Origin of the sequence: Clostridium sp. M62/1, assembly GCF_020736365.1 — a bacterium.
Classification (GTDB): Bacteria; Bacillota; Clostridia; order Lachnospirales; family Lachnospiraceae; genus Otoolea; species Otoolea saccharolyticum_A.
The window spans coordinates 2,802,885-2,823,188 of record NZ_CP085988.1 but is presented as its reverse complement, the minus strand read 5'-3'; the positions used below and the strand labels follow the sequence as shown (position 1 = coordinate 2,823,188).

The window sequence follows — 20,304 nt, the reverse complement described above, 5'->3', positions numbered from 1 at the left end:
CGGTTTATCCGTCGTCTGGAATGCGCCGCTTTTGGCGCGCTATGTGGGATATGAAATTCTCAGAAGCGTTTCATTTTCCAGCTTTCCGGGAAACTGGAAGATGAAACTGTCATTACAGATCCAGCTTTAAATCTCCTTCACGAATCCATCCGATTTTGCGGAAGATCTCTCCGAAGGCAAGTGTCAGGACTGCCGGGAGCAGAAAGCATACAAGGGCGATTCCAAGCCACATGTTTGCTCCGCCCTCAGGCATAGCTGTGTAGATGCCGATAGGTCCTACCAGTCCGCAGGTTCCCATGCCGGATCCGGCCGCGATATTTTCCAGCTTGAAGACCATGGTGGATATAGGCCCTGTCACCATGGAAGCCAGGGTGGGAGCCAGCCAGATTTTTGGGTTCCTTACAATATTCGGCATCTGCAGCATGGAGGTTCCAAGCCCCTGAGCCAGAAGGCCGCCAAAGCCGTTCTCCCTGTAGCTCAGTACGGCAAAGCCGATCATCTGTGCGCAGCAGCCGGCTGTAGCTGCTCCTCCCGCCAGCCCGTCAAGGCTCAGCATGATGCAGATGGCCGCGCTGCTGATAGGAAGCGTCAGGGCGATGCCTATAAGAGTGGAAACTACAATTCCCATGAAGAATGGCTGCATGACAGTGGCTGTCTTTACGAGATCTCCGAAGGCTGTCATGAAGGCGGAAACGCCTGGTCCGATAAACTGGGCGGTAAGAACTCCGAAAATGATCGTGACCCCGGGGGTTACCAGGATGTCAACCCTCGTTTCCTTTGAAACGGCCTTTCCAAGCTCGGCTGCAATGATGGTGGCTACCAGTGCGCCTACAGGTCCGCCCAGCTCGTTTCCGGCAATGCCGACTGTGGCGGCAGAGAAGATGACAAGCTGGGGAGCCTTCAGAGCATAGGCGATGGAAACGCCCAGGGCGGCTCCGGTGGCCCCCTTTGCATAGACGGCAATGGTGTTGAAGATTTCAAGGCCTGTTTTTTCTCCCAGGGTACCGAAGATGGTGCCGATCAGCAGGGAGGCGAAAAGACCGAAAGCCATGGCGCCCAGCGCGTCAATCAGGTAGGTCTGGACGGAGATATTGATCTGCTTGCGTTTGAGAAAGTCTTTTACAGTCTGACTGTTCATTGGTGTAAATCCTCCTGTGAAAATCTTGAACTGTCTTACAATCACACTGCATGGACGAAAAGGAAGGCAGCAGACGGGGCCTGGCTTCGAGCATGCTTTCAGCGGCAGAGTAAACAGCACAGCATTGTTAAAAATCTGTCGAGTAAAACAGTTACCGTATTCTACCATAGATTGACAGGAATGCAAGAAAAATTCGAAAAAATGTGAAAAATTTGTCAATATCATTTGTGGAAATTTTATCAATCCTGTGCTATACTTACAGAAATCTTACAGCTGAATGTCAGGCAGCAGTTCAGCGCCCTGCCAGGCAGGCCCTGACCAAAGGCTCTGAACAGATGCCTGTCTCAGTGAAAGAGCAAAAAGAGAAAAAAAGAAAACTCGGCCTCCTCGGAGGACCAGGGGAAACGGAGGTATTCAGGTATGAAGATCAGAGATATACTAGCACAGGGGAAGCCGACTCTTTCGTTTGAAGTGTTTCCCCCAAAGGCAGAAGACAAATATGATTCTGTGGAAGAGGCAGCCATCAGGATTGCCAGGCTGAAGCCTGCTTTTATGAGTGTGACCTATGGGGCGGGAGGAGGTACAAGCAAATATACAGTGGATATTGCCTCCAGTATCAAAACCAGGGAGTGAATGCCCTGGCTCATCTGACCTGCGTCTCGTCCACGAAAGAGGAGGTGCGCCGTGTTCTGGGAGAGCTGAAGACCCGCGGGATCGAAAATGTCCTGGCGCTCAGGGGCGACATTCCCGAGGGAGGCCCTCTGGCTCACGACTACAGGTATGCGTCTGAGCTGATCCGTGAGATCCGCAGCTTTGACGGGGATTTCTGCATCGGCGCCGCCTGCTACCCTGAGGGACATGTGGAATCTGCCAACAAGACAGAGGATATTGAGCATCTGAGGGAAAAGGTGGAGGCCGGCTGCGACTTTGTGACCACCCAGATGTTTTTTGACAACAACATTCTGTACAACTACCTCTACCGCATCCGGGAGAGGGGAATTACAGTTCCTGTGGTAGCCGGAATCATGCCTGTCACCAATGCCAGGCAGATCGACCGCATCTGCAGGATGTCCGGAACCTATCTTCCGGCCAGATTTAAGGCCATTGTCGACCGGTTCGGAGACAATCCGGCTGCGATGAAGCAGGCTGGAATTGCCTACGCTACCGAGCAGATCATTGACCTGATTGCAAATCATGTAAACGGCATCCATGTCTACTCCATGAATAAGCCGGATGTGGCGGAGCAGATCAAGAACAGTCTTTCAGAGATTTTGCAGGATTAAAATATTTATAAGTATCCTTCAGAAACCATTAGGTATCACCAGGCGGAGCCTCCTTTCAGCAGAACCGGGGCGCATGATGAAGGGAAGCAGAAAGCAGGAAAGTACAGCCGGAAGAGCGGGCTGCCAGCCCGGGGACGGAAAGCAGGACAGCCTGCAAAGCAGAAAGCGGGGAAAAATGGAAAAGGACACAGAAAAGCAGACGGAAAAAAGAAAAAAAGAACGGGAACTGGAGAACAGGACGCTGGAAGCACAGATTGCAGGATCCACAAACCGCAGGGAAATCTTCCGCTACCTGGGCTACAGAGGAAAACGCCCTGAAAGGAGGGAGGAGGAGCTTGTGGAGAGCTGTATCGAAGAGCTTTCCGGCTTCCTGTCTCCCCGCTTTTACGGCCGGGAATACCCTTTTTCCGTCAGTCAGGACGGCTCCCTCGATTTCACCTGCTTTCAGGCCAGAAGCGAGAGTCTGAGAAAAAATCTGGAAGGATGTCGGCAGGTATTCCTGTTTGGAGCCACACTGGGGGCAGGAGTGGATCTGCTCCTTCGCCGCTACAGCGCCATAGAGATGAGCCGGGCAGTTGTGATGCAGGCTGCGGCAGCTGCCATGATCGAGGCCTACTGCAACCTGGAAAACAGGCGCCTGGCAGAGGAGTACGGGAGGAGGGGGCTGTATCTGCGTCCCCGCTTCAGCCCCGGCTATGGTGATTTCTCTCTGGAATATCAGCGATCCTTTGCGTCAGCCCTGGAGCTTGAAAAGCGGGCGGGAATCACACTGACTGACAGCCTCCTTATGGTGCCGTCGAAATCGGTGACAGCCGTTATCGGGATTGGCAGTGAGGCCTGCTCACAGGCGGGCACAGCAGGAGGACGCAGCTGTGAAGCCTGCCAGAAGGAGGACTGCATGTACCGGGAGAGGAAAGAGGGTTCAAAAGGCCAGGTTTCCAGGTCCGCAGCCGGACGGGCAGGCACAGGGAACAGACAGAGAAAATAGATTTAAATAATAAAAGTTGCTAAGACAGGAGTGCGGGAAGATATGAGCATAGCAGAGAGACAGACAGGGAAAAAGAGCAGACTCCTTCATGAGCTGGCGGAGAGGATTCTGTTTTTTGACGGAGGGACAGGGAGCCTTTTGCAGGCGGCCGGGCTGAAGCCGGGAGAGCTTCCTGAAACCTGGAATATCCGCCGTCCAGAGGTGATCGTAAAGCTGCACAGAGATTACCTTGATGCAGGCTGCGATATCATCAATACCAATACCTTCGGGGCCAACCGGCTGAAGTTCAATGAGAATACGGAATTTGGCCTGAAGGAAATCATAGAGGCGGCCGTCAGGAATGCGAGGGAGGCAGTGAATCTGGCAGGCCACGGATACATTGCCCTCGATCTGGGGCCCACAGGCAGGCTTTTAAAGCCCATGGGAGACCTGGATTTTGAGACAGCGGTGGAGATTTACCGGGAGGCTGCCGGGATTGGGATCCGCGCAGGGGTGGATTTAGTTCTCATCGAGACAATGAGTGACAGCTATGAGCTGAAGGCCGCTGTTCTCGGCGTCAAGGAGGCTCTGGCAGGGGACGGAATCTCAGGGGAGCAGGCGGATCTGCCTGTTTTTGCCACAACGATCTTTGATGAAAAGGGCAAGCTCCTGACCGGCGGCACGCCCCGCACGGTGATTGCTCTTCTGGAGGGGCTGGGCGTGGATGCAGTGGGCATTAACTGCGGCCTGGGACCGGTGCAGATGAAGGAATTTGTCAGGGAGTTTGCGAAATATGCGTCAGTGCCGATTATTGTAAATCCCAATGCAGGTCTGCCCAGAAGCGTGGAGGGCAGGACTGTATACGATATAGACGAGGATCAGTTTGCCAAAACCATGGCTGAGATTGTGGATATGGGAGCATCCGTTGTAGGCGGCTGCTGCGGAACGACGCCGGAATATATCAGAAAGCTCTGCCTGGCATGCAGGGAAAAGAAGCAGAAGCTCCCGTCCAAAAAGGCAGAAACCGTTGTCACCTCCTACTCCCAGCTGGTGGAGATCGCATCGGATCCGGTAATCATCGGGGAGCGCATCAACCCCACCGGAAAGCCGAAGTTTAAGCAGGCCCTGCGGGATCACGACATGGAATACATTCTCAGGGAGGGACTGGCACAGCAGGATAGCGGCGCACAGGTGCTGGATGTCAATGTGGGCCTTCCAGAGATTGACGAGCCGTCCATGATGGAGGAGGCGGTGAGAGAGCTTCAGAGCATTCTCGACCTTCCGCTTCAAATCGATACCTCGAACATTGAGGCCATGGAGAGAGCCATGAGGATTTACAATGGAAAGCCTCTCATCAACTCCGTAAACGGAAAGGCAGAGAGTATGGATGCCATCTTTCCCCTGGTAAAAAAATACGGAGGAGTTGTGGTGGCCCTGACTCTGGATGAGGAGGGAATCCCCGACACAGCTGACGGCAGAATCAGGGTAGCTGAAAAAATATACAGGAGAGCCGCCCAGTACGGAATTGACAAAAAGGATATTCTGATCGATACACTCTGCATGACGATCAGCTCAGACAGCCAGGGAGCGCTGACCACGCTGGAGGCGGTAAGGCGCATAAGGGATGAACTTCACGGGAAAACCATTCTTGGGGTATCCAATGTCTCTTTCGGCCTTCCCCAGAGAGAGAGCATCAATGCCGCTTTCTTCACAATGGCCATGATGAATGGTCTGAGCGCGGCCATCATCAATCCCAATTCCGATGCCATGATGCGCTCCTGGCGCAGCTTTCGTGCCCTGGCCGCTCTGGATGAAAACTGTGGGGATTATATCAGCGCATATGGGGGACAGACAAAACAGCAGCCCTCGGACACTGTCTTTGGCAAAGGAGAAGCAGTATCGGAGAAAGCGCCGGAAGAGGTACAGGAAATCCATGAGAGCCATAAGAGTCAGGTGCAGCTCTGGGAGAGCGTGGTGCGCGGACTGAAAGAGCAGGCTGCCAGAGCAGCAGCTGCTGCTCTCAAGGAGGCTTCCCCTCTTGAGGTGATCAATGCCTGCATGATCCCGGCTCTGGACTGTGTGGGAAAGGGCTTTGAGCAGGGAACGGTGTTTCTTCCCCAGCTCCTCATGAGCGCGGAGGCTGCCAAGGCTGCCTTTGAAGTGCTCAAGGCTGCCATGGCAGGTTCAGGGAAGAGTCAGGAAAAAAAGGGAGTGATTATCCTTGCAACCGTCAGGGGTGATATTCACGATATAGGGAAAAATATTGTGAAGGTGCTTCTGGAAAACTACAGCTATGAGGTGGTGGATCTGGGAAAGGATGTGCCGCCTGAGCGGATTGCAGAGGAGACGGTGAAGCACAGAGCACCTCTTGTGGGACTCAGCGCCCTGATGACCACCACGGTGCCCAGCATGGAGGAGACGATCCGGCTTCTCAGGAAGGAAGCAGGCTGGGCAAAGATCATGGTGGGAGGCGCAGTTCTGACTCCTGAATATGCCGATTCCATCGGGGCTGACGCCTACTGTAAAGATGCCATGGCATCTGTAAACTATGCCCAGAAGGTCATTGGATAGCGCATGAAAGCGTACTTGACACAGAATGAAAATTGTAATAAAATTCTCATATATCAGACGAGGAGTCATGGCACTCTAAGGAAATGAAACAGTAGAGGAGACGAGCGTATGTTATCTAAAAAATTAACGGTTGTGAACCCATCCGGTCTTCACTTAAGACCAGCTGGAGTGTTATCCCAGGCAGCTATGAAATTCAAATGCGACGTAATCATCGAGTGCGGTGAGAAGAGGATTGTCGCAAAGAGCGTGCTGAATGTAATGGCAGCAGGAATCAAGTGCGGAACAGAGATTAACCTGATCTGTGACGGCGAGGACGAGGAGGCAGCTATGGAGGCCCTCTCCGCAGCGATCGAGAGCGGACTCGGCGAGAATTAATAGAATATGCGTGAGAAGAGAGAGTGTTGCTGGCAGCAACGCTCTCTTTTTGCCAGTGCCGACTTTTATCCAGCGGCGGAAGCATGAGAGGCTGCGCGGCTGTGCAGGTCCGAACCGGTACATCCTTTTGATTCGGAACGTACATTCAGGCCGTATGATTCAGGCCGCGTACTTCCAACTGTGTGTTTCGAAGGGAGAGCCGTGATACCAGGAAGATGATGGAAGCAGGAAAGGAGCGGGATGTCGTGAAATATGAGGTTTATGAACACAAGACACAGTATTATGAAACGGATCAGATGGGGATTATTCACCATTCCAATTACATCCGCTGGTTCGAGGAGGCCAGAGTCCACATGATGGAGCAGATGGGCATGGGATATGACATGATGGAGGCGGAGGGAATTATCAGCCCCGTTGTTTCCATCCACTGTGAATACAAGAGCATGACGCGCTTCGGTGAAACCGTGCGGATCATCACGAATCTGAAGGAGTACAATGGAATCAGAATGACCATAGAGTACACGGTGCTGGACTGCGAGACAGGTCAGGTGCGCTGCGTGGGAGAAAGCCGTCACTGCTTTTTGACCAGAGACGGGAAACCCGTTTCCCTGAAGCGCAATTACATTGAGATGGACAAGGCGTTCAGGGAGATGAAGAATGAGTCAGAAGAAGACTGACGAAACGGCAGAGACAGCCTTCAAAGCCCCGATTGACCGGGACGCAGATAAAAAGTATTGAAAAGTTATGCTGATATGGTATAATAGCGAGAAAAGCGCATGCCATGCTTGCATGAGCATGCATTTGGCGAGCAGTCCCATCGAGACGTCAGTAGAGATGGTATACTGTGGTTACAGAAAAATAAGAACGCAGAGTAGGGGAGCAGGCGTTAAGTGCCGGATGGACAGGGAGTTGCCGTCCGGACGAAGAAGGAAACCTTCGCGGTCTGTTCCCCGCATCCCGCTGCATCCGTGGAAGGAAGTATCTCCCTGGTGCGGTTCGAGATTCTGCACGAAGGAGGTATTTTTTTATGAAAAAACTCGCAGAATTGTATGCCCAGTCCTGGAAGGAAATGAGACATCTGAGGACGATGACCACGTCGGCCATGTTTATGGCCATCTCCGTTGTGCTGGGCTATTTTACCATTGAGGCAGGGCCTTACCTGAAAATAGGCCTTGGAAGTGTGGCAAATCAGTTTGTCTACTACCTCTTTGGTCCTGTGACAGGCATGTTCTATGCGGGAATCCTGGACATTCTGAAGTTTGCAGCCAAGCCGACGGGAGCCTTTTTCCCTGGCTTTACCCTGATCGCCATGCTGGGCGCCATGATTTACGGAACGGTTCTCTACCGCAGGCCCATTACCTTTGGCCGCGTCCTCTTTGCCAAGCTTCTGGTGGCTCTTATCTGCAACGTACTCTTAAACACCTGGTGCCTCAGCTTTATGTACGGCAAGGGAATGGCAGTTCTGATCGGGCCGAGGCTGTTGAAAAATCTGATCATGTGGCCCGTTGACTCCGTTATTTTCTTCGTGATTGTAAAGAAGCTGGAGGATCTGGGCTTTGTAAAAACGATCAGAAACCTTAGGACGGCCAGAAGGATACAGCAGTGATCACAGAGAAGACATGGCTACGGTGCCCGGCCCCTGTTTAAACGGCGAGAAGCAGTTCAATCAATGGGTGAAATAAGAAAGCAGAAGAAGGAAAAACACTGACAGAGAAGGGGGAAGAGTAAAGCTCTTCCTCTTTTTTGCGGAATAAAACTGCAGACGGGACAGAGAGGAGAAGACGCTGCCTTTTGGAATAAGAACGGAGATGCACGAAAAAAAGAACGGGACAAACCGGTGGGAATGTGATACGATAGAAGCTGTCAAAAAGCCCAAAAGGGCAGAAAAAACGATTGGGAAGGGAGAACCCTTCTGACCATAAAAAAGAACGTGCCGGCTTTTAAAGACGCCGGGGACGGAAAGGAGAAATTATTATGAGTGAAGGGTGCAATCATGACTGCAAAAGCTGCAGTGCTGACTGCCAGAGCCGCCAGCCATCCAGCTTTTTAGAGCCGTTAAACCCACAGAGTACAGTAAAGAAGGTAATCGGCGTAGTGAGCGGAAAGGGAGGCGTGGGAAAGTCCCTTGTGACCTCACTGATGGCCTGCAAGATGCGGGCAAGAAACAACAGAGTCGGGATTCTGGATGCGGACATTACCGGACCGTCCATCCCGAAGGCCTTCGGTGTTCATGAGATGGTGAGGGTGACCGCTGACGAGCTGATGGTTCCCTGCGAGAGCCAGACGGGCATCCAGATGCTGTCCGCCAACCTGATCCTGGAGAATGAGACGGATCCTGTGATTTGGAGAGGCCCCATTGTGGCAGGCGTGATCAAACAGTTCTGGAAGGAGGCACTGTGGAAGGATATCGACTATATGTTTGTGGATATGCCTCCGGGAACAGGGGATGTGCCGCTGACCGTCTTTCAGTCAATTCCCCTTGACGGAATCATCATTGTAACCTCTCCTCAGGATCTGGTTTCCATGATTGTGGCAAAGGCCGTCAACATGGCGAAGAAGATGAACGTGCCGATTATCGGTCTGGTGGAAAATATGAGCTATCTTGTCTGTCCTGACTGCGGAAAGAAGATTTCCGTGTTTGGAGAGAGCAGAATCGAGGAGGTAGCCAGAGAGTATCAGATCCCGGTGCTCGCCCAGCTGCCGATCGATCCGAAGATCGCAGACAGTGTGGATCAGGGTGTGGTAGAGTATGTGGAATCTCCATGGCTCGATCATGCAGCAGATGTGATTGAGAAGCTGTAAGCTGCAAATGGTTTGGCAGCCGTAAATTCTGCGTGAAAGAATAAAGAAAAATGCGGCTTCCGGCCGGACGGAACGGGAAGGTTCCATGTCTGTGCAGGGAGTCCGCATTTTTTCTTTTCCGTACTGCATTGAACATCTGGCAGAATATCAATAGAGCAAAGGCTCTCCCGGTCGATGCAGTGCTATCTGCCGTTTTCAGTTTCGCGCAGGAAGCGCTCCACATAAGCATTCTGAAGCTTTTTGAAAAGGTCAGAGGCCTTTCCGCCCACCGGCTGTCCCTCCAGCTCGCATGCGCGCAGCACCAGCTTGGTGGAGCTGGAAACGATGATCTCGTCAGCCTCCAGAAGCTCCTTCATGGTGAATGGAGTCTCGTCCACCGGAATGCCCAGGCGCCTGCACTCCTGAATCAGATGCATTCTGGAAATGCCGGGAAGGATGTAGTGGTCGGTAGGATGGGTGATGAAAACGCCGTCCTTTAAAATGGAGACATTGCTGTGGGCGCACTCGGTTACAATGTCGCCGCGGTGGAACACACATTCATCGCAGCCTGCCTCGTGGGCCTTCTCGGCGGCCATAACATTGGGAAGCAGGTTGAGTGTCTTGATATTGCAGTGGAGGAAACGTGTATCCTCTGTAGACACCAGCTTCAGAACATGATCCGGATCCGCCTTCTTTCCGGGCTTCATGGTAATCCAGAGATTTGGTTTTACGGAGGCGTCGGGGAATACATGATTTCTGATGGCAGTGCCTCTGGTGAGCTGCCAGTAGACCAGAATCTCAGAATCATCCATCTTGCCGAGCATGGAATAGAGAATGTCGGTCAGCTCCTCTCTCGTGTAGGGAACTGTCATCCTGATCAGTGCGGCGCTGTTGTAGAATCGGTTTAAGTGATCCTCAAGGGCAAAGATTTTCCCATTTCTGGCCAGGGTCGCTTCATAGACGCCGTCGCCGAAGTATCCGGCGCGGTCGTTCATAGGTACGGTCATCTCTTCCAGAGGGCCGAAGGCACCGTTGTAGTAACCTAAGTTTTTCATAATAAACCTCCAATCCGATGTAAAATATCTACTGCTAAGCATACCATTAAAGGGATAGTTTGTAAACCGCTCAGCGCGAGGGAACCCGGGTAAAATGAAAAAATACAGAACCTGTGCCGGAGAGCATATGGGAACTGCGGCAGACGGTGCCCGCCGGATAGGAAAGAAACGAACTTCAGGGAAAATTAATGAAAGTTTCATTGTCTCCGAACGGTTTTTCGGCTATAATAGACAGAGATAATGCGGAAAACACCGGCAATCCGGCTGTGCCGCAGCAGACAGAATGACAAACCAGAGGTGTGTGATATGAGTTTTAACCAGAATCCGAACAGTGAGCTGAGCCAGTCAGTTGTGATTGGGCCAAGTGAGGTGGAGGTTCCGGAAAGCCTGATCGGCGAGGCCATTGAATTTCGAAATGAAATGATGAAATACTCCTGTGCAATCCGTGAACTGAAGACAAAGCTGGAGGTACTCAACGACGAGCTGTCAGTCAGGAACCAGAGAAACCCCATAGAGATGATTAAGTCCAGAGTCAAAAGGCCGGAGAGCATTTTCGGGAAGCTCAGACGCAGAGGACTGCCTCTGACTGTGGAGTCCATGACGCAAAATCTTGATGACATTGCAGGAGTCCGCGTGATCTGTTCTTTTATTGACGATATTTACGATGTGAGCCGTATGCTGGCGAGACAGGATGATGTGAGAGTGGTTGCCATTAAGGATTACATCAGAAGCCCCAAGGTAAACGGATACAGGAGCTATCACATGATTGTGGAGGTTCCGGTGTTCTTTTCAAACTGTAAGCAGTATATCAGGGCAGAGGTTCAGATTCGCACGATAGCCATGGATTTCTGGGCCAGCCTTGACCACCAGCTCAAGTATAAAAAAGAGATGACCGAGGAGGAGGCGGCAGAGATCGGGGAGGATCTGAGAAAGTGTGCGGAAGTCATTGCCGGGACAGACTGGAAGATGCTGGAGATCCGGAGAAAAATTGAGGACCGGGAGCAGATGAAGGAGTTCGATATCAACAAAGGCAGGGAAAAGGCGGTGTAGAGCCGGCCCGTTTGAATATTTCACAAATAAGAAAGAACTGTTTTCGGGACAGATGCCAGAGATGGCTCTGTCCCATTTTTGGTGTGCCCGGCGGGCACACGTTCTAACGGGTGAAAGTCCCCGACCCGCCCAGCAGTGGGAAGGGTGCAGCCAATGGCAAAGGCGTCATCGCGAGGTGGGGTCTGAAGGAAGCCGGAGGCAAAACACTGGCCTGTAAAAGTTGTACCCACAGGGCATGATACCCGGATAGGCTGTGAAGCGTGGATGAGGTTACCAAACAAACTAAAGTCCAATAACTGCACGGAACGCCAGCAGTAGACGGGGCAGGTATAAGTGGGAAAGAGCGTGTGAGTACCCGGGGAGGTCTCATGGACATGGCAAAGGCGATAAAATATTCGTAGCCATGGAGTAAAGCTTGCCATGAGAAGTCAGCAGATGTCATAGTACCGGAACAGCTATAGATGTACCGGGAAGGACGGAACAGTAGGAGGTGCCATTTCCAAATGGAAACCAGACATGGAACGAAGTACAGACAACTTCATATAGAAGACTACCTGAGAGAGATACCTGCGGAACAGGGAAAGGTAACAGGAGTGTACGCCCATGAATGGATTACCGGGAACCCTGACACCAACACGGACTTTTGGACGGACAACCTGCTTGATACGATACTCAGGAGCGACAACCTCAACGCCGCATACAAAAGAGTGAAAGCAAACAAAGGCAGTGCTGGTATAGATGGTATGGATTTTGAGAAATTTGAAAAAAGACTAAATAATAATCTTTATAAAATCTGGAACCGGATGAGTTCGGGAAGTTATTTTCCATCTCCAGTGATGGCGGTAGAAATACCAAAGAAATCAGGAGGAACCAGACGACTCGGAATACCGACTATAGCAGACCGGATTGCACAGATGGTCGCAAGAGCATATGTAGAACGGGCAGTGGAGCCTATGTTTTGCGAAGATTCATATGGATACAGACCACACAAATCAGCATTAGATGCGGTTGAGAAGACAAGGAAAAGATGTTGGAAATATGACTATGTTATAGAATTAGATGTAAAAGGATTGTTTGACAATATCGACCATGAATTGTTAATGAGAGTGGTACGCAGACACGTAAAGGAGCCTTGGATATGTTTGTATATTGAAAGATGGCTCAAAAGTCCTTTCGTTCTGCCGGATGGAAGCAGGATTGAAAGAGAATCTGGAACACCACAAGGTGGTGTAATTAGTCCAGTACTGGCAAATATGTTTCTGCACTATGTCTTTGATATGTGGATGAAAAGAAATTTCCCACAGGCGCCGTTTGAAAGATATGCAGATGATGGAGTTGTGCATTGTAGAACCAAAGAAGAAGCACTCTACATAAAGAAGAAGCTTGTTAAAAGGTTTGAAGAGTGTAAACTGGAGCTGCATCCTGTTAAAACAAGAATTGTATACTGTAAAGATAAGGACAGGACTAAGGAGGAAGAACTGGCGGAGTTTGACTTTCTTGGGTACACTTTTAAGGCAGTCTACATTAAATGTAAGGATGGTGTGATGCGAAATAACTTTATCGCATCGGTCAGTAAAACAGCAGCGAAAGGTTTCAGGGATAAGATCAAAGCACTGGAGATACACAAGAGAACCGGGTGCAAGATAGACATGATTGCAGAACTGCTGAATCCGATGATTAGAGGGTGGATGAATTACTTTGGGAAATTTAATCCGTCAGCAATGAAAAACACGTTACAGTGTATTGAATGCAGGCTGATAAAATGGGCAATGTGCAAGTATAAAAGTTTTCGTGGACGCAGGCAGAGGGCTGAGAAATGGCTCTCGTCTATCAGGAAACGAGAGCCGAAGCTGTTTGCTCATTGGAGCAGGATGTACTCGTATTGTTAAATGATAAGAGCCGTATGAAGGGAGACCTTCACGTACGGTTCCGTGAGAAGTTTGAGGTGAAAGTCCTCTTACTTACTCGACTGGAAGGGGAGGGTCAAATCTCCCCTATCCGATTCTCTCCCAGAATATTTAAGCTTTTGACAGAAGCGCTGCAGAAGGAGGAACCTGCGGGACAGAACTCCTGTTCCTGTAATGAAGTCCTCCTGGGATTTTCAGTTTCCGCAGCGGTTTGCAGAAAAATTTCAAAAAACTTTACGCCATGTGGGCGGCTGATATGGACATGGAGGTTTCGGAGTGTGTCAGAAAGGCTCTTCACGAATATGTGGATCCGGGCGTGTCCGGCTATGTGAGAGTAATTTTGGATGAAATTTTGGATGAAATTCATCAGGATCTGGTATGCGGGGAAGACAGACGTCTCCCCCTGTTTTTTTCTGTCTAATTTTAATAGAGATAATAGGACAGAATTTCACTGATTTGAAAGCCTGCTTTCCGGTACAGGGAGACGGCGGCTGTGTTGAGCCCTGATACATGGAGAGAGATCCGCTTACAGCCCGGTACAGGCAGACCGCCTTCAAGGAGGGAGAGGGTGAGAAGAAGGGCCTCTTTTCCAAGACCCTGGCCCCGCAGGGATTCTTTGATTTCAAAGCCATAGAAGCAGGCGCTGTCTGAAGAAAAGAACAGGCAGCAGCTCCCCGCACGGAGGGAGGACGGGCAGGGGCGTTCTTTTCCCTTTTTCAGATAAAAAGAGAGAAGAAAAGAGCCGTCTCCCATATCCTCCCACCGGACGCCGAGACGGCCGGATGCTGCCGGTTTGGCTGTTCTGTCTCCTGTTTCCTCGGCTCCCGCTTTCGCGCCTTCTTTTTTATCCGTTTTATCCAGCTCAAGCTCCATCTTATACTCATCCCTGTCGTGAACCGCCTCCAGAGAGGCCAGGGCAGCCAGAGTCCCCTCGCAAGGCGCGCTTACAGGAAAGTAGAGATCCATATCCTCAATATCCTGGGACAGCCGCTCAAAGAGAGCAGAGAAATACCCGTTTCTTCGAAGGTCGGGGCGGGTAAAGGCAGTACACTCTGCGTAGGAGACGGCTGGATCGGCGAAAAAGCTTAAGGCTGCTGCGCAGGCCAGCTCTTTTGTGTCCATAAAAAGAAGATAGAAAAGATCTCCGTCCTCAAGGGGAAAAAACGGCGCGGCATTCTCCCCGTTTCTGCACTCTTCTAAAAGTCTGCAGACTTTTTCTCTCTGAATGAGAGAAAGCCGGTCTGTTCTTATTATATTCATCGCAATATCTCCTGAAAAATAAAAAACGCATGCTTCATGTGCGTTCATTATAAGTATAGTCCATATATCGTTTTAATTTCAACAGAAAAATGAGAACTTTTTCTATTGTGCGATGAAAATCTCAGTGATAAAATATAAGCGTTTATAAAAATGAGGAGGGACTGAAGATGAAATTCATGAAGGGCATCACTATCATTTTCGGCATCACCGTAATAGGGGAATTTCTCAATGTCCTGCTTCCGTTTCCTATACCCTCAGGGGTATACGGGCTTTTTCTGCTTTTAGCTTTGCTGTGCCTTAAGGCTGTGAAGCTGGAAGCTGTGGAGGGGCCTGGAAACTTTTTTCTGGATACCATGCCTCTGATGTTTATTCCGGCAGGCGTGGGCCTTATAAACAGCTGGGATTTGATGAAAAGTATTTTGATTCCCCTCACGGTGATTACAGCGGTATCAACAGTTTTTGTCATGGCTGTGACTGGAAAAACGGCTCAGTATCTGATCAGAAAGAGGCAGCAGAAGTGACCTGTACGGCAAAGGCAGAAGATGTGGCAGGAAAGGAAAACGAGAGATGGAAGAATTAGCGGGAACATCCCTTTATTTTGGGATGCTTTTAAGCGTGGGAGCATACCTTTTAGGAGTGTGGCTGAAAAATAAGACAGGGCTTTTGATTTTAAATCCGCTTTTGGTGGCTATACTGGCGGTGATTGTGGTTTTAAAGGCCTGCGGGATCAGCTATGAAACTTATAACAGAGGAGGAGAATACCTGAGTTATTTTCTGACTCCGGCGACGGTCTGTCTGGCCATTCCGCTCTATAAGCAGCTGGAAATGCTCCTGAACAACAAGCTGGCAGTGGGCGCTTCGATTCTGACAGGGGTAGCCGGCAGCGCAGGAAGCATTTATGTCATGGCGAAGGGCTTTGGCCTGAACCATGAGATTTATGTGAGCCTCCTTCCGAAATCGATTACTACGGCTATCGGAATGGGAGTCAGCGAGGAGATGGGAGGAATCGTAACCCTGACAGTGGTAAGCATTATAATTACAGGAATTCTTGGAAACATTATAGCTGATGTGATATTTAAGATCTTAAAGATTGAGGAGCCTATGGCGAGAGGACTGGCTCTCGGAACATCAGCCCATGCTATCGGGACAGCCAAGGCCCTGGAGCTGGGTGAGGTGGAGGGCGCCATGTCGAGCCTTTCCATAGCGGTAGCGGGTATTTTAACCGTGGTTGTGGTTCCTCTGATTTCAGACATGCTTTAGAGCAGACACGTCTGGATACGCCAGGCAGAGGCAAATAGACAGGCACCTAAGGCCGGGGACATAAAAAGGAAGTGGGAGAATGAATCTGTATGAAGCAATAGGCGTCCGCCACTCAGTGCGGAAGTATTCTAATAAAGAAGTTTCAGAAAAGCTGAGAGAACAGCTTCTGGTATTTGCCGGAAAGGCCTCGCCGCTCAATGACAGGATTGCCGTTGCCTTTGAGATGATTGACAACAGAGGAAAAAAGGCAGATGTAAAGGGGCTTTGGAAGGTGGACGCGCCCTGGTATCTGGCCCTCTACTCAGAACCGGCAGAAGGATTTGAGCGGAACGGAGGCTACCTGATGGAGCAGATAGTTCTCTATATGACCACAAAGGGGCTTGGAACCTGCTACCTCGGCGGCAGTACTGTCAAAAAAAAGAGAATGGACGGAAAGCGTCTGGTTATGATTATAGCCTTTGGCTATCCGGAGGGAAAGCTGTGCAGGGAAAGCTCCCTGGCAAAGAGGCTTCCTCTGAGCGAGCTGTGTGTCTTTAAGGAAGACGTGGGAGAAACCATGAAAACTGTCCTGAAAGCGGCGAGACTGGCGCCTTCCGCATTTAATTCCCAGCCCTGGCGTTTCATCGTATATTCCGACAGGATTTACGTATTCTCAAAGAAAGAGCCCGGGCTTTTCAGAGGCCTGAAGGGACTGGCCCCCCAGGCCGGCACAGGCAGAGATTTCTCCATAGGCGTCATGCTCTCCCACATCATGCTCGCCGCAGAGGAGCTCTGGCTGGAGCTTGAGACAGCCACCGAGGAGCAGTTTGCCTCAAAGGTGTATAAAAACGGGACCTACGTCGCCACACTGACGATCCGGCCCTAGAGAAAGACACAGAGAGAAGAGCAGAAAACCACAGAAACATTTGTGCCATGCAGATACAAATTTTCTGTGGTTTTCCTGCGCATACAGGAAAAAAGGGGTTTCCTCCATCTCCCTGGAAGCCACTGAGGCCGGCAGACCGCTGTATGAGGCCTTCGGGTTTGTGCCCATGGAACATGAGATGGAACTTCCTGTATAACGCTATTGATCCCCCCTCTCTCTTATGATAAAATGAGTTAGAATTAAGCTAGAATTAAACTAGGTAAAGTCTGGAAAACAGGAGGATAAGATGGTAAGTAAATTAATTGAAAAAATTCAGAAAACAAAGGCTCCGATCTGTGTTGGCCTGGATCCGATGTTAAGCTATATCCCGGAGCATGTGACAAAAAAGGCATATGAGGAGTTCGGTGAAACGCTTGAAGGAGCAGCAGAGGCAATCTGGCAGTTCAACAAGGAGATTGTGGACGCGACTTGCGATCTGATTCCATCCGTAAAGCCGCAGATTGCCATGTATGAGCAGTTCGGCCTTCCAGGGCTTGCAGCGTACGACAAGACCGTAAAGTACTGCCAGGAAAAGGGACTGATTGTCATTGGAGATGTGAAGAGAGGAGATATTGGTTCTACCTCTGCAGCCTATGCAGCGGGCCATATCGGAAAAGTCCAGGTGGGAAGCAAAACTTACAGCGGCTTTGACACAGAGTACATCACAGTAAACCCGTACCTGGGAACAGACGGCGTGAAACCCTTTGTGGATGTGTGCAATGAGTGTGACAGGGGAATTTTCGTGCTGGTGAAAACATCCAACCCGTCCAGCGGCGAGTTCCAGGACAGGCTGATTGACGGCCGTCCTCTGTACGAGCTGGTAGCTGAAAAGGTTGTAGAGTGGGGCAGCGCCTCCATGGACGGAGAGTACAGCAATGTGGGCGCTGTAGTGGGCGCTACGTATCCGGAGATGAGCAAAATTTTGAGAAAGCTCATGCCGAAGACATACTTCCTGGTACCTGGCTATGGAGCCCAGGGCGGAACTGCCGAGGATCTGAAATACTGCTTTAACCAGGACGGACTCGGAGCAATCGTAAACTCTTCCAGAGGAATTATTGCTGCCTATAAGAAGGATACCTACGCAAAGTTCGGTCCGGAGCATTTCGGCGAGGCTTCCAGGCAGGCAGTTATCGATATGATTGCCGATATTGGCCGCGTACTGTAAAACGGAAAAACTGTATGAACTGTGTGCAGGTTCCCGGCGGTCAGGCCTGCAGGCCTGCGCTGCAGCCGGAAAGAATCGGGGCAGGGAATACAGGAAAGATTTTCAGAAATGGAAATAAAATACCGCGTGAATCAAAGAGATAAAAAGAAAAAAGCACGCGGAGTACAACAGGGAGAGAAAAATGGCACAGATAAAGGAAACGGCTGTTGTGTACAGCCAGGAAATGCTGGCCCCTGGGATCTACAGCATGTGGATTTCCACGAAGGCGTCAGAACAGGCAAAGCCGGGACAGTTTATTTCTGTCTATACAAAGGATGGATCCAGGCTTCTTCCGCGGCCAATCAGCATCTGCGAGATTGATAGGGAAGAGGGGCGCCTGCGCATCGTGTACAGGATTGCAGGAGCGGGAACCGAGGAGTTTTCCCACTATGAGCCGGGAGATTCTATTGAAATCATGGGACCGCTGGGAAACGGATTCCCCACAGAGGGGAAGAAGGTATTCCTGATCGGAGGAGGAATCGGAATCCCTCCCATGCTGGAGCTTGCCAAAACGCTTGACTGCGAAAAGCAGATGATTCTGGGCTATCGTGATGAAAATCTGTTTTTAAAGGAAGAGTTCGAGGCCTGGGGCCAGGTGTATGTGGCCACAGAGGACGGAAGTGCAGGGACGAAGGGAAATGTTCTTGACGCCATCCGTGAACATGGGCTGACTGCCGACGTGATGTACGCCTGCGGCCCGACTCCCATGCTCCGCGCACTGAAGGAGTACGCCAGAGAACATCAGATCCGCTGCTACATCTCATTAGAGGAAAAGATGGCCTGCGGAATCGGAGCCTGCCTGGCCTGCGTCTGCAAGTCAAAGGATGTGGATCACCACACCAATGTAAACAACAAGCGGATCTGCAAGGACGGGCCTGTATTCTTAGCCGAGGAGGTGGAGCTGTAATGAACATGAAGGTGAATCTGGCCGGAGTGGAGCTCAAAAATCCGGTTATGACAGCCTCCGGAACCTTCGGCTCCGGAGCTGAGTACGGCGAAATGGTAGACTTAAACAGACTGGGAGCTGTAGTGACCAAGGGAGTTGCCAGCATTCCGTGGCCGGGAAACCCTACTCCCAGAATTGCGGAAACCTACGGCGGCATGATCAATGCAGTGGGCCTGCAGAATCCGGGCTTTCAGGTATTTGCGGAGAGGGATATTCCCTACCTGAAGCAGTTTGACACGAAGATCATCGTCAATGTCTGCGGCAAGACCACGGAGGACTATATCGACGTGGTGGAGAAGCTCTCCGACCAGCCGGTAGACATGCTGGAAATCAATATTTCCTGCCCCAATGTTAAGGAGGGAGGAATCGCCTTCGGTCAGGATCCGAAGGCCGTGGAAGCCATTACCAGAGAGGTGAAGAGGCATGCCAAGCAGCCGGTGATTATGAAATTAAGCCCCAATGTGACGGATATCACAGTTATGGCAAAGGCTGCCGAGGCAGGAGGAGCAGATGTGCTCTCTCTGATCAACACTATCACCGGAATGAAAATTGACATCCACCGGAGAACCTTCGCCGTGGCCAACAAGACAGGAGGACTCTCCGGTCCTGCCATCAAGCCTGTGGCTGTCCGCATGGTGTACCAGGTAGCCAACGCAGTCAGCCTTCCGGTTATCGGAATGGGAGGAATTATGTGTGCGGATGACGCCATTGAATTTATGATGGCCGGAGCTACAGCCGTTGCAGTGGGAACTGCAAACTTCCACAACCCCTATGTGACAGAGGAGATTGTAAAAGGAATAGAAGCGTATATGAGACAGTATCAGGTGGAGGATATTAACAGCCTGATCGGAATTGTAAAATAGAACCCAGCGCAGGTCGTGCTGGAAAAATCAGGCATAAAAGGAGCAGAAAATGGAACAGTATAAGCAGGAATTTATTGAATTTATGGTGGAGAGCCAGGTACTCAAGTTTGGAGAGTTTACATTAAAGAGCGGAAGAAAATCTCCGTTTTTCATGAACGCAGGCGCATATGTGACGGGAGCGCAGCTTCGCAAGCTGGGCGAGTATTATGCGAGAGCCATCCATGACAACTACGGCCTTGATTTCGATGTGCTGTTCGGGCCGGCCTACAAGGGAATCCCCCTGTCTGTGGCTACAACTATGGCGATCAGCGAGCTTTACGGAAAGGAGATCCGCTACTGTTCCAACCGAAAAGAGGTGAAGGATCACGGCGATACGGGAATCCTTCTGGGAAGCAAGTTAAAGGACAAAGACAGGGTAGTGATTATCGAGGATGTGACAACCTCCGGAAAGTCCATTGAGGAAACCTTCCCGATTATCAAGGCTCAGGCCGATGTGGAGGTGAAAGGTCTGATCGTTTCCCTGAACCGTATGGAGAGAGGAAAGGGAGAGAAGAGCGCCCTCGAGGAGGTAAAGGATCTCTATGGCTTCCCGACAGCGGCCATCGTTTCCATGAAGGATGTGGTTGAGCACTTATACAACAGAGAGTGCCAGGGAAAAATTGTGATCGACGATCAGATCAAGGCTGCCATTGATGCATACTATGAGCAGTATGGGGCAAGGTAATCTGAGAAACAACAGA

The 20,304-nt window shown here is 50.7% G+C and carries 19 protein-coding genes, 1 pseudogene and 1 riboswitch; of the genes and pseudogenes, 17 read left to right on the top strand and 3 right to left on the bottom strand.

Features of this window, described 5'->3' with window-relative positions; translation table 11 throughout:
- Nucleotides 1-112: 112 nt before the first annotated feature.
- A complete protein-coding gene (locus LK436_RS13255; RefSeq protein WP_008395103.1) occupies nt 113-1,138 on the bottom strand; it encodes a PTS transporter subunit IIC in 1,026 nt (341 codons plus the stop codon).
- 420 nt (nt 1,139-1,558) lie between these two features.
- Between LK436_RS13255 and metF the strand changes: the two are divergent.
- The 7 genes and pseudogenes from metF (at nt 1,559) to LK436_RS13220 (ending at nt 9,136) form a co-directional block, all read left to right on the top strand.
- Nucleotides 1,559-2,421 (top strand): annotated as a pseudogene (metF, locus tag LK436_RS13250) (methylenetetrahydrofolate reductase [NAD(P)H]).
- Between the two features lie 73 nt (nt 2,422-2,494).
- Nucleotides 2,495-3,409 carry a vitamin B12 dependent-methionine synthase activation domain-containing protein gene (locus LK436_RS13245; RefSeq protein ID WP_008395106.1) on the top strand — a complete coding sequence of 305 codons (915 nt, stop codon included), beginning with the start codon at nt 2,495-2,497 and terminating at the stop codon, nt 3,407-3,409.
- Nucleotides 3,410-3,451: 42 nt separating this feature from the next.
- Nucleotides 3,452-5,959, top strand: a complete 2,508-nt coding sequence (locus LK436_RS13240; RefSeq protein WP_008395107.1) for a homocysteine S-methyltransferase family protein — start codon at nt 3,452-3,454, stop codon at nt 5,957-5,959.
- A 108-nt stretch (nt 5,960-6,067) separates the two neighbouring features.
- The gene (locus LK436_RS13235; RefSeq protein ID WP_008395108.1) at nt 6,068-6,334 is read left to right on the top strand and encodes an HPr family phosphocarrier protein; all 267 of its coding nucleotides are present in this window, start codon (nt 6,068-6,070) and stop codon (nt 6,332-6,334) included.
- Between the two features lie 215 nt (nt 6,335-6,549).
- Nucleotides 6,550-7,011, top strand: coding sequence for an acyl-CoA thioesterase (locus LK436_RS13230; RefSeq protein WP_008395109.1), 462 nt, complete (start codon nt 6,550-6,552; stop codon nt 7,009-7,011).
- A gap of 188 nt (nt 7,012-7,199) precedes the next feature.
- A riboswitch (THF riboswitch) is annotated at nt 7,200-7,299 on the top strand.
- Between the two features lie 62 nt (nt 7,300-7,361).
- The gene (locus LK436_RS13225; protein WP_008395111.1) at nt 7,362-7,940 is read left to right on the top strand and encodes a folate family ECF transporter S component; all 579 of its coding nucleotides are present in this window, start codon (nt 7,362-7,364) and stop codon (nt 7,938-7,940) included.
- Between the two features lie 368 nt (nt 7,941-8,308).
- Nucleotides 8,309-9,136, top strand: a complete 828-nt coding sequence (locus tag LK436_RS13220) for an Mrp/NBP35 family ATP-binding protein (protein WP_008395113.1) — start codon at nt 8,309-8,311, stop codon at nt 9,134-9,136.
- 182 nt (nt 9,137-9,318) lie between these two features.
- Here the strand turns inward: LK436_RS13220 and LK436_RS13215 are convergent, their stop codons facing one another.
- A complete protein-coding gene (locus LK436_RS13215; protein WP_008395114.1) occupies nt 9,319-10,170 on the bottom strand; it encodes a D-amino acid aminotransferase in 852 nt (283 codons plus the stop codon).
- A gap of 306 nt (nt 10,171-10,476) precedes the next feature.
- On the opposite strand from LK436_RS13215, the gene LK436_RS13210 reads away from it, so the two are divergent.
- The 3 genes from LK436_RS13210 to LK436_RS13200 all read left to right on the top strand — a co-directional run bounded on the left by LK436_RS13210 (nt 10,477) and on the right by LK436_RS13200 (nt 13,548).
- Nucleotides 10,477-11,220 carry a GTP pyrophosphokinase gene (locus LK436_RS13210; RefSeq protein ID WP_008395116.1) on the top strand — a complete coding sequence of 248 codons (744 nt, stop codon included), beginning with the start codon at nt 10,477-10,479 and terminating at the stop codon, nt 11,218-11,220.
- Nucleotides 11,221-11,723: 503 nt separating this feature from the next.
- Entirely contained in the window at nt 11,724-13,109 is a 1,386-nt protein-coding gene (gene ltrA, locus LK436_RS13205) for a group II intron reverse transcriptase/maturase (RefSeq protein WP_008395119.1), read from the top strand.
- Nucleotides 13,110-13,383: 274 nt separating this feature from the next.
- Nucleotides 13,384-13,548 carry a hypothetical protein gene (locus LK436_RS13200; RefSeq protein ID WP_021965753.1) on the top strand — a complete coding sequence of 55 codons (165 nt, stop codon included), beginning with the start codon at nt 13,384-13,386 and terminating at the stop codon, nt 13,546-13,548.
- Nucleotides 13,549-13,550: 2 nt separating this feature from the next.
- Here LK436_RS13200 and LK436_RS13195 read toward each other — a convergent pair whose 3' ends face one another.
- Nucleotides 13,551-14,387: a GNAT family N-acetyltransferase gene (locus LK436_RS13195; protein WP_147594793.1), complete on the bottom strand. Its 837-nt coding sequence runs from the start codon at nt 14,385-14,387 to the stop codon at nt 13,551-13,553.
- 167 nt (nt 14,388-14,554) lie between these two features.
- Here LK436_RS13195 and LK436_RS13190 point away from each other — a divergent pair, with 167 nt between their 5' ends.
- The 7 genes from LK436_RS13190 to pyrE all read left to right on the top strand — a co-directional run bounded on the left by LK436_RS13190 (nt 14,555) and on the right by pyrE (nt 20,288).
- Nucleotides 14,555-14,908: a CidA/LrgA family protein gene (locus LK436_RS13190; protein ID WP_008395122.1), complete on the top strand. Its 354-nt coding sequence runs from the start codon at nt 14,555-14,557 to the stop codon at nt 14,906-14,908.
- Between the two features lie 46 nt (nt 14,909-14,954).
- Nucleotides 14,955-15,647: an LrgB family protein gene (locus tag LK436_RS13185; RefSeq protein WP_008395123.1), complete on the top strand. Its 693-nt coding sequence runs from the start codon at nt 14,955-14,957 to the stop codon at nt 15,645-15,647.
- 79 nt (nt 15,648-15,726) lie between these two features.
- Nucleotides 15,727-16,512 carry a nitroreductase family protein gene (locus LK436_RS13180; RefSeq protein ID WP_008395125.1) on the top strand — a complete coding sequence of 262 codons (786 nt, stop codon included), beginning with the start codon at nt 15,727-15,729 and terminating at the stop codon, nt 16,510-16,512.
- 286 nt (nt 16,513-16,798) lie between these two features.
- Nucleotides 16,799-17,716, top strand: coding sequence for an orotidine-5'-phosphate decarboxylase (gene pyrF, locus LK436_RS13170; protein ID WP_008395128.1), 918 nt, complete (start codon nt 16,799-16,801; stop codon nt 17,714-17,716).
- 181 nt (nt 17,717-17,897) lie between these two features.
- Nucleotides 17,898-18,662, top strand: a complete 765-nt coding sequence (locus tag LK436_RS13165; protein WP_008395132.1) for a dihydroorotate dehydrogenase electron transfer subunit — start codon at nt 17,898-17,900, stop codon at nt 18,660-18,662.
- Nucleotides 18,662-19,564, top strand: a complete 903-nt coding sequence (locus tag LK436_RS13160) for a dihydroorotate dehydrogenase (protein ID WP_008395134.1) — start codon at nt 18,662-18,664, stop codon at nt 19,562-19,564. The genes LK436_RS13165 and LK436_RS13160 overlap by 1 nt, the downstream gene beginning before the upstream one ends.
- Nucleotides 19,565-19,613: 49 nt before the next feature.
- Nucleotides 19,614-20,288 (top strand): orotate phosphoribosyltransferase, encoded by a 675-nt coding sequence (gene pyrE, locus LK436_RS13155; RefSeq protein ID WP_008395135.1) that lies wholly within the window; start codon nt 19,614-19,616, stop codon nt 20,286-20,288.
- Nucleotides 20,289-20,304: the final 16 nt, after the last annotated feature.

What these genes read in the sequence shown, in the direction of transcription:
- LK436_RS13165 (WP_008395132.1), top strand. Translation starts at nt 17,898, where the DNA reads ATGGCACAGATAAAGGAAACGGCTGTTGTGTACAGCCAGGAAATGCTG.
- LK436_RS13255 (WP_008395103.1), bottom strand. Translation starts at nt 1,138, where the DNA reads ATGAACAGTCAGACTGTAAAAGACTTTCTCAAACGCAAGCAGATCAAT.
- LK436_RS13245 (WP_008395106.1), top strand. Translation starts at nt 2,495, where the DNA reads ATGATGAAGGGAAGCAGAAAGCAGGAAAGTACAGCCGGAAGAGCGGGC.
- LK436_RS13190 (WP_008395122.1), top strand. Translation starts at nt 14,555, where the DNA reads ATGAAATTCATGAAGGGCATCACTATCATTTTCGGCATCACCGTAATA.
- LK436_RS13220 (WP_008395113.1), top strand. Translation starts at nt 8,309, where the DNA reads ATGAGTGAAGGGTGCAATCATGACTGCAAAAGCTGCAGTGCTGACTGC.
- ltrA (WP_008395119.1), top strand. Translation starts at nt 11,724, where the DNA reads ATGGAAACCAGACATGGAACGAAGTACAGACAACTTCATATAGAAGAC.
- LK436_RS13195 (WP_147594793.1), bottom strand. Translation starts at nt 14,387, where the DNA reads ATGAATATAATAAGAACAGACCGGCTTTCTCTCATTCAGAGAGAAAAA.
- LK436_RS13160 (WP_008395134.1), top strand. Translation starts at nt 18,662, where the DNA reads ATGAACATGAAGGTGAATCTGGCCGGAGTGGAGCTCAAAAATCCGGTT.
- LK436_RS13200 (WP_021965753.1), top strand. Translation starts at nt 13,384, where the DNA reads ATGGACATGGAGGTTTCGGAGTGTGTCAGAAAGGCTCTTCACGAATAT.
- LK436_RS13180 (WP_008395125.1), top strand. Translation starts at nt 15,727, where the DNA reads ATGAATCTGTATGAAGCAATAGGCGTCCGCCACTCAGTGCGGAAGTAT.
- LK436_RS13230 (WP_008395109.1), top strand. Translation starts at nt 6,550, where the DNA reads ATGATGGAAGCAGGAAAGGAGCGGGATGTCGTGAAATATGAGGTTTAT.
- LK436_RS13225 (WP_008395111.1), top strand. Translation starts at nt 7,362, where the DNA reads ATGAAAAAACTCGCAGAATTGTATGCCCAGTCCTGGAAGGAAATGAGA.
- LK436_RS13215 (WP_008395114.1), bottom strand. Translation starts at nt 10,170, where the DNA reads ATGAAAAACTTAGGTTACTACAACGGTGCCTTCGGCCCTCTGGAAGAG.
- pyrE (WP_008395135.1), top strand. Translation starts at nt 19,614, where the DNA reads ATGGAACAGTATAAGCAGGAATTTATTGAATTTATGGTGGAGAGCCAG.
- pyrF (WP_008395128.1), top strand. Translation starts at nt 16,799, where the DNA reads ATGGTAAGTAAATTAATTGAAAAAATTCAGAAAACAAAGGCTCCGATC.
- LK436_RS13210 (WP_008395116.1), top strand. Translation starts at nt 10,477, where the DNA reads ATGAGTTTTAACCAGAATCCGAACAGTGAGCTGAGCCAGTCAGTTGTG.
- LK436_RS13240 (WP_008395107.1), top strand. Translation starts at nt 3,452, where the DNA reads ATGAGCATAGCAGAGAGACAGACAGGGAAAAAGAGCAGACTCCTTCAT.
- LK436_RS13185 (WP_008395123.1), top strand. Translation starts at nt 14,955, where the DNA reads ATGGAAGAATTAGCGGGAACATCCCTTTATTTTGGGATGCTTTTAAGC.
- LK436_RS13235 (WP_008395108.1), top strand. Translation starts at nt 6,068, where the DNA reads ATGTTATCTAAAAAATTAACGGTTGTGAACCCATCCGGTCTTCACTTA.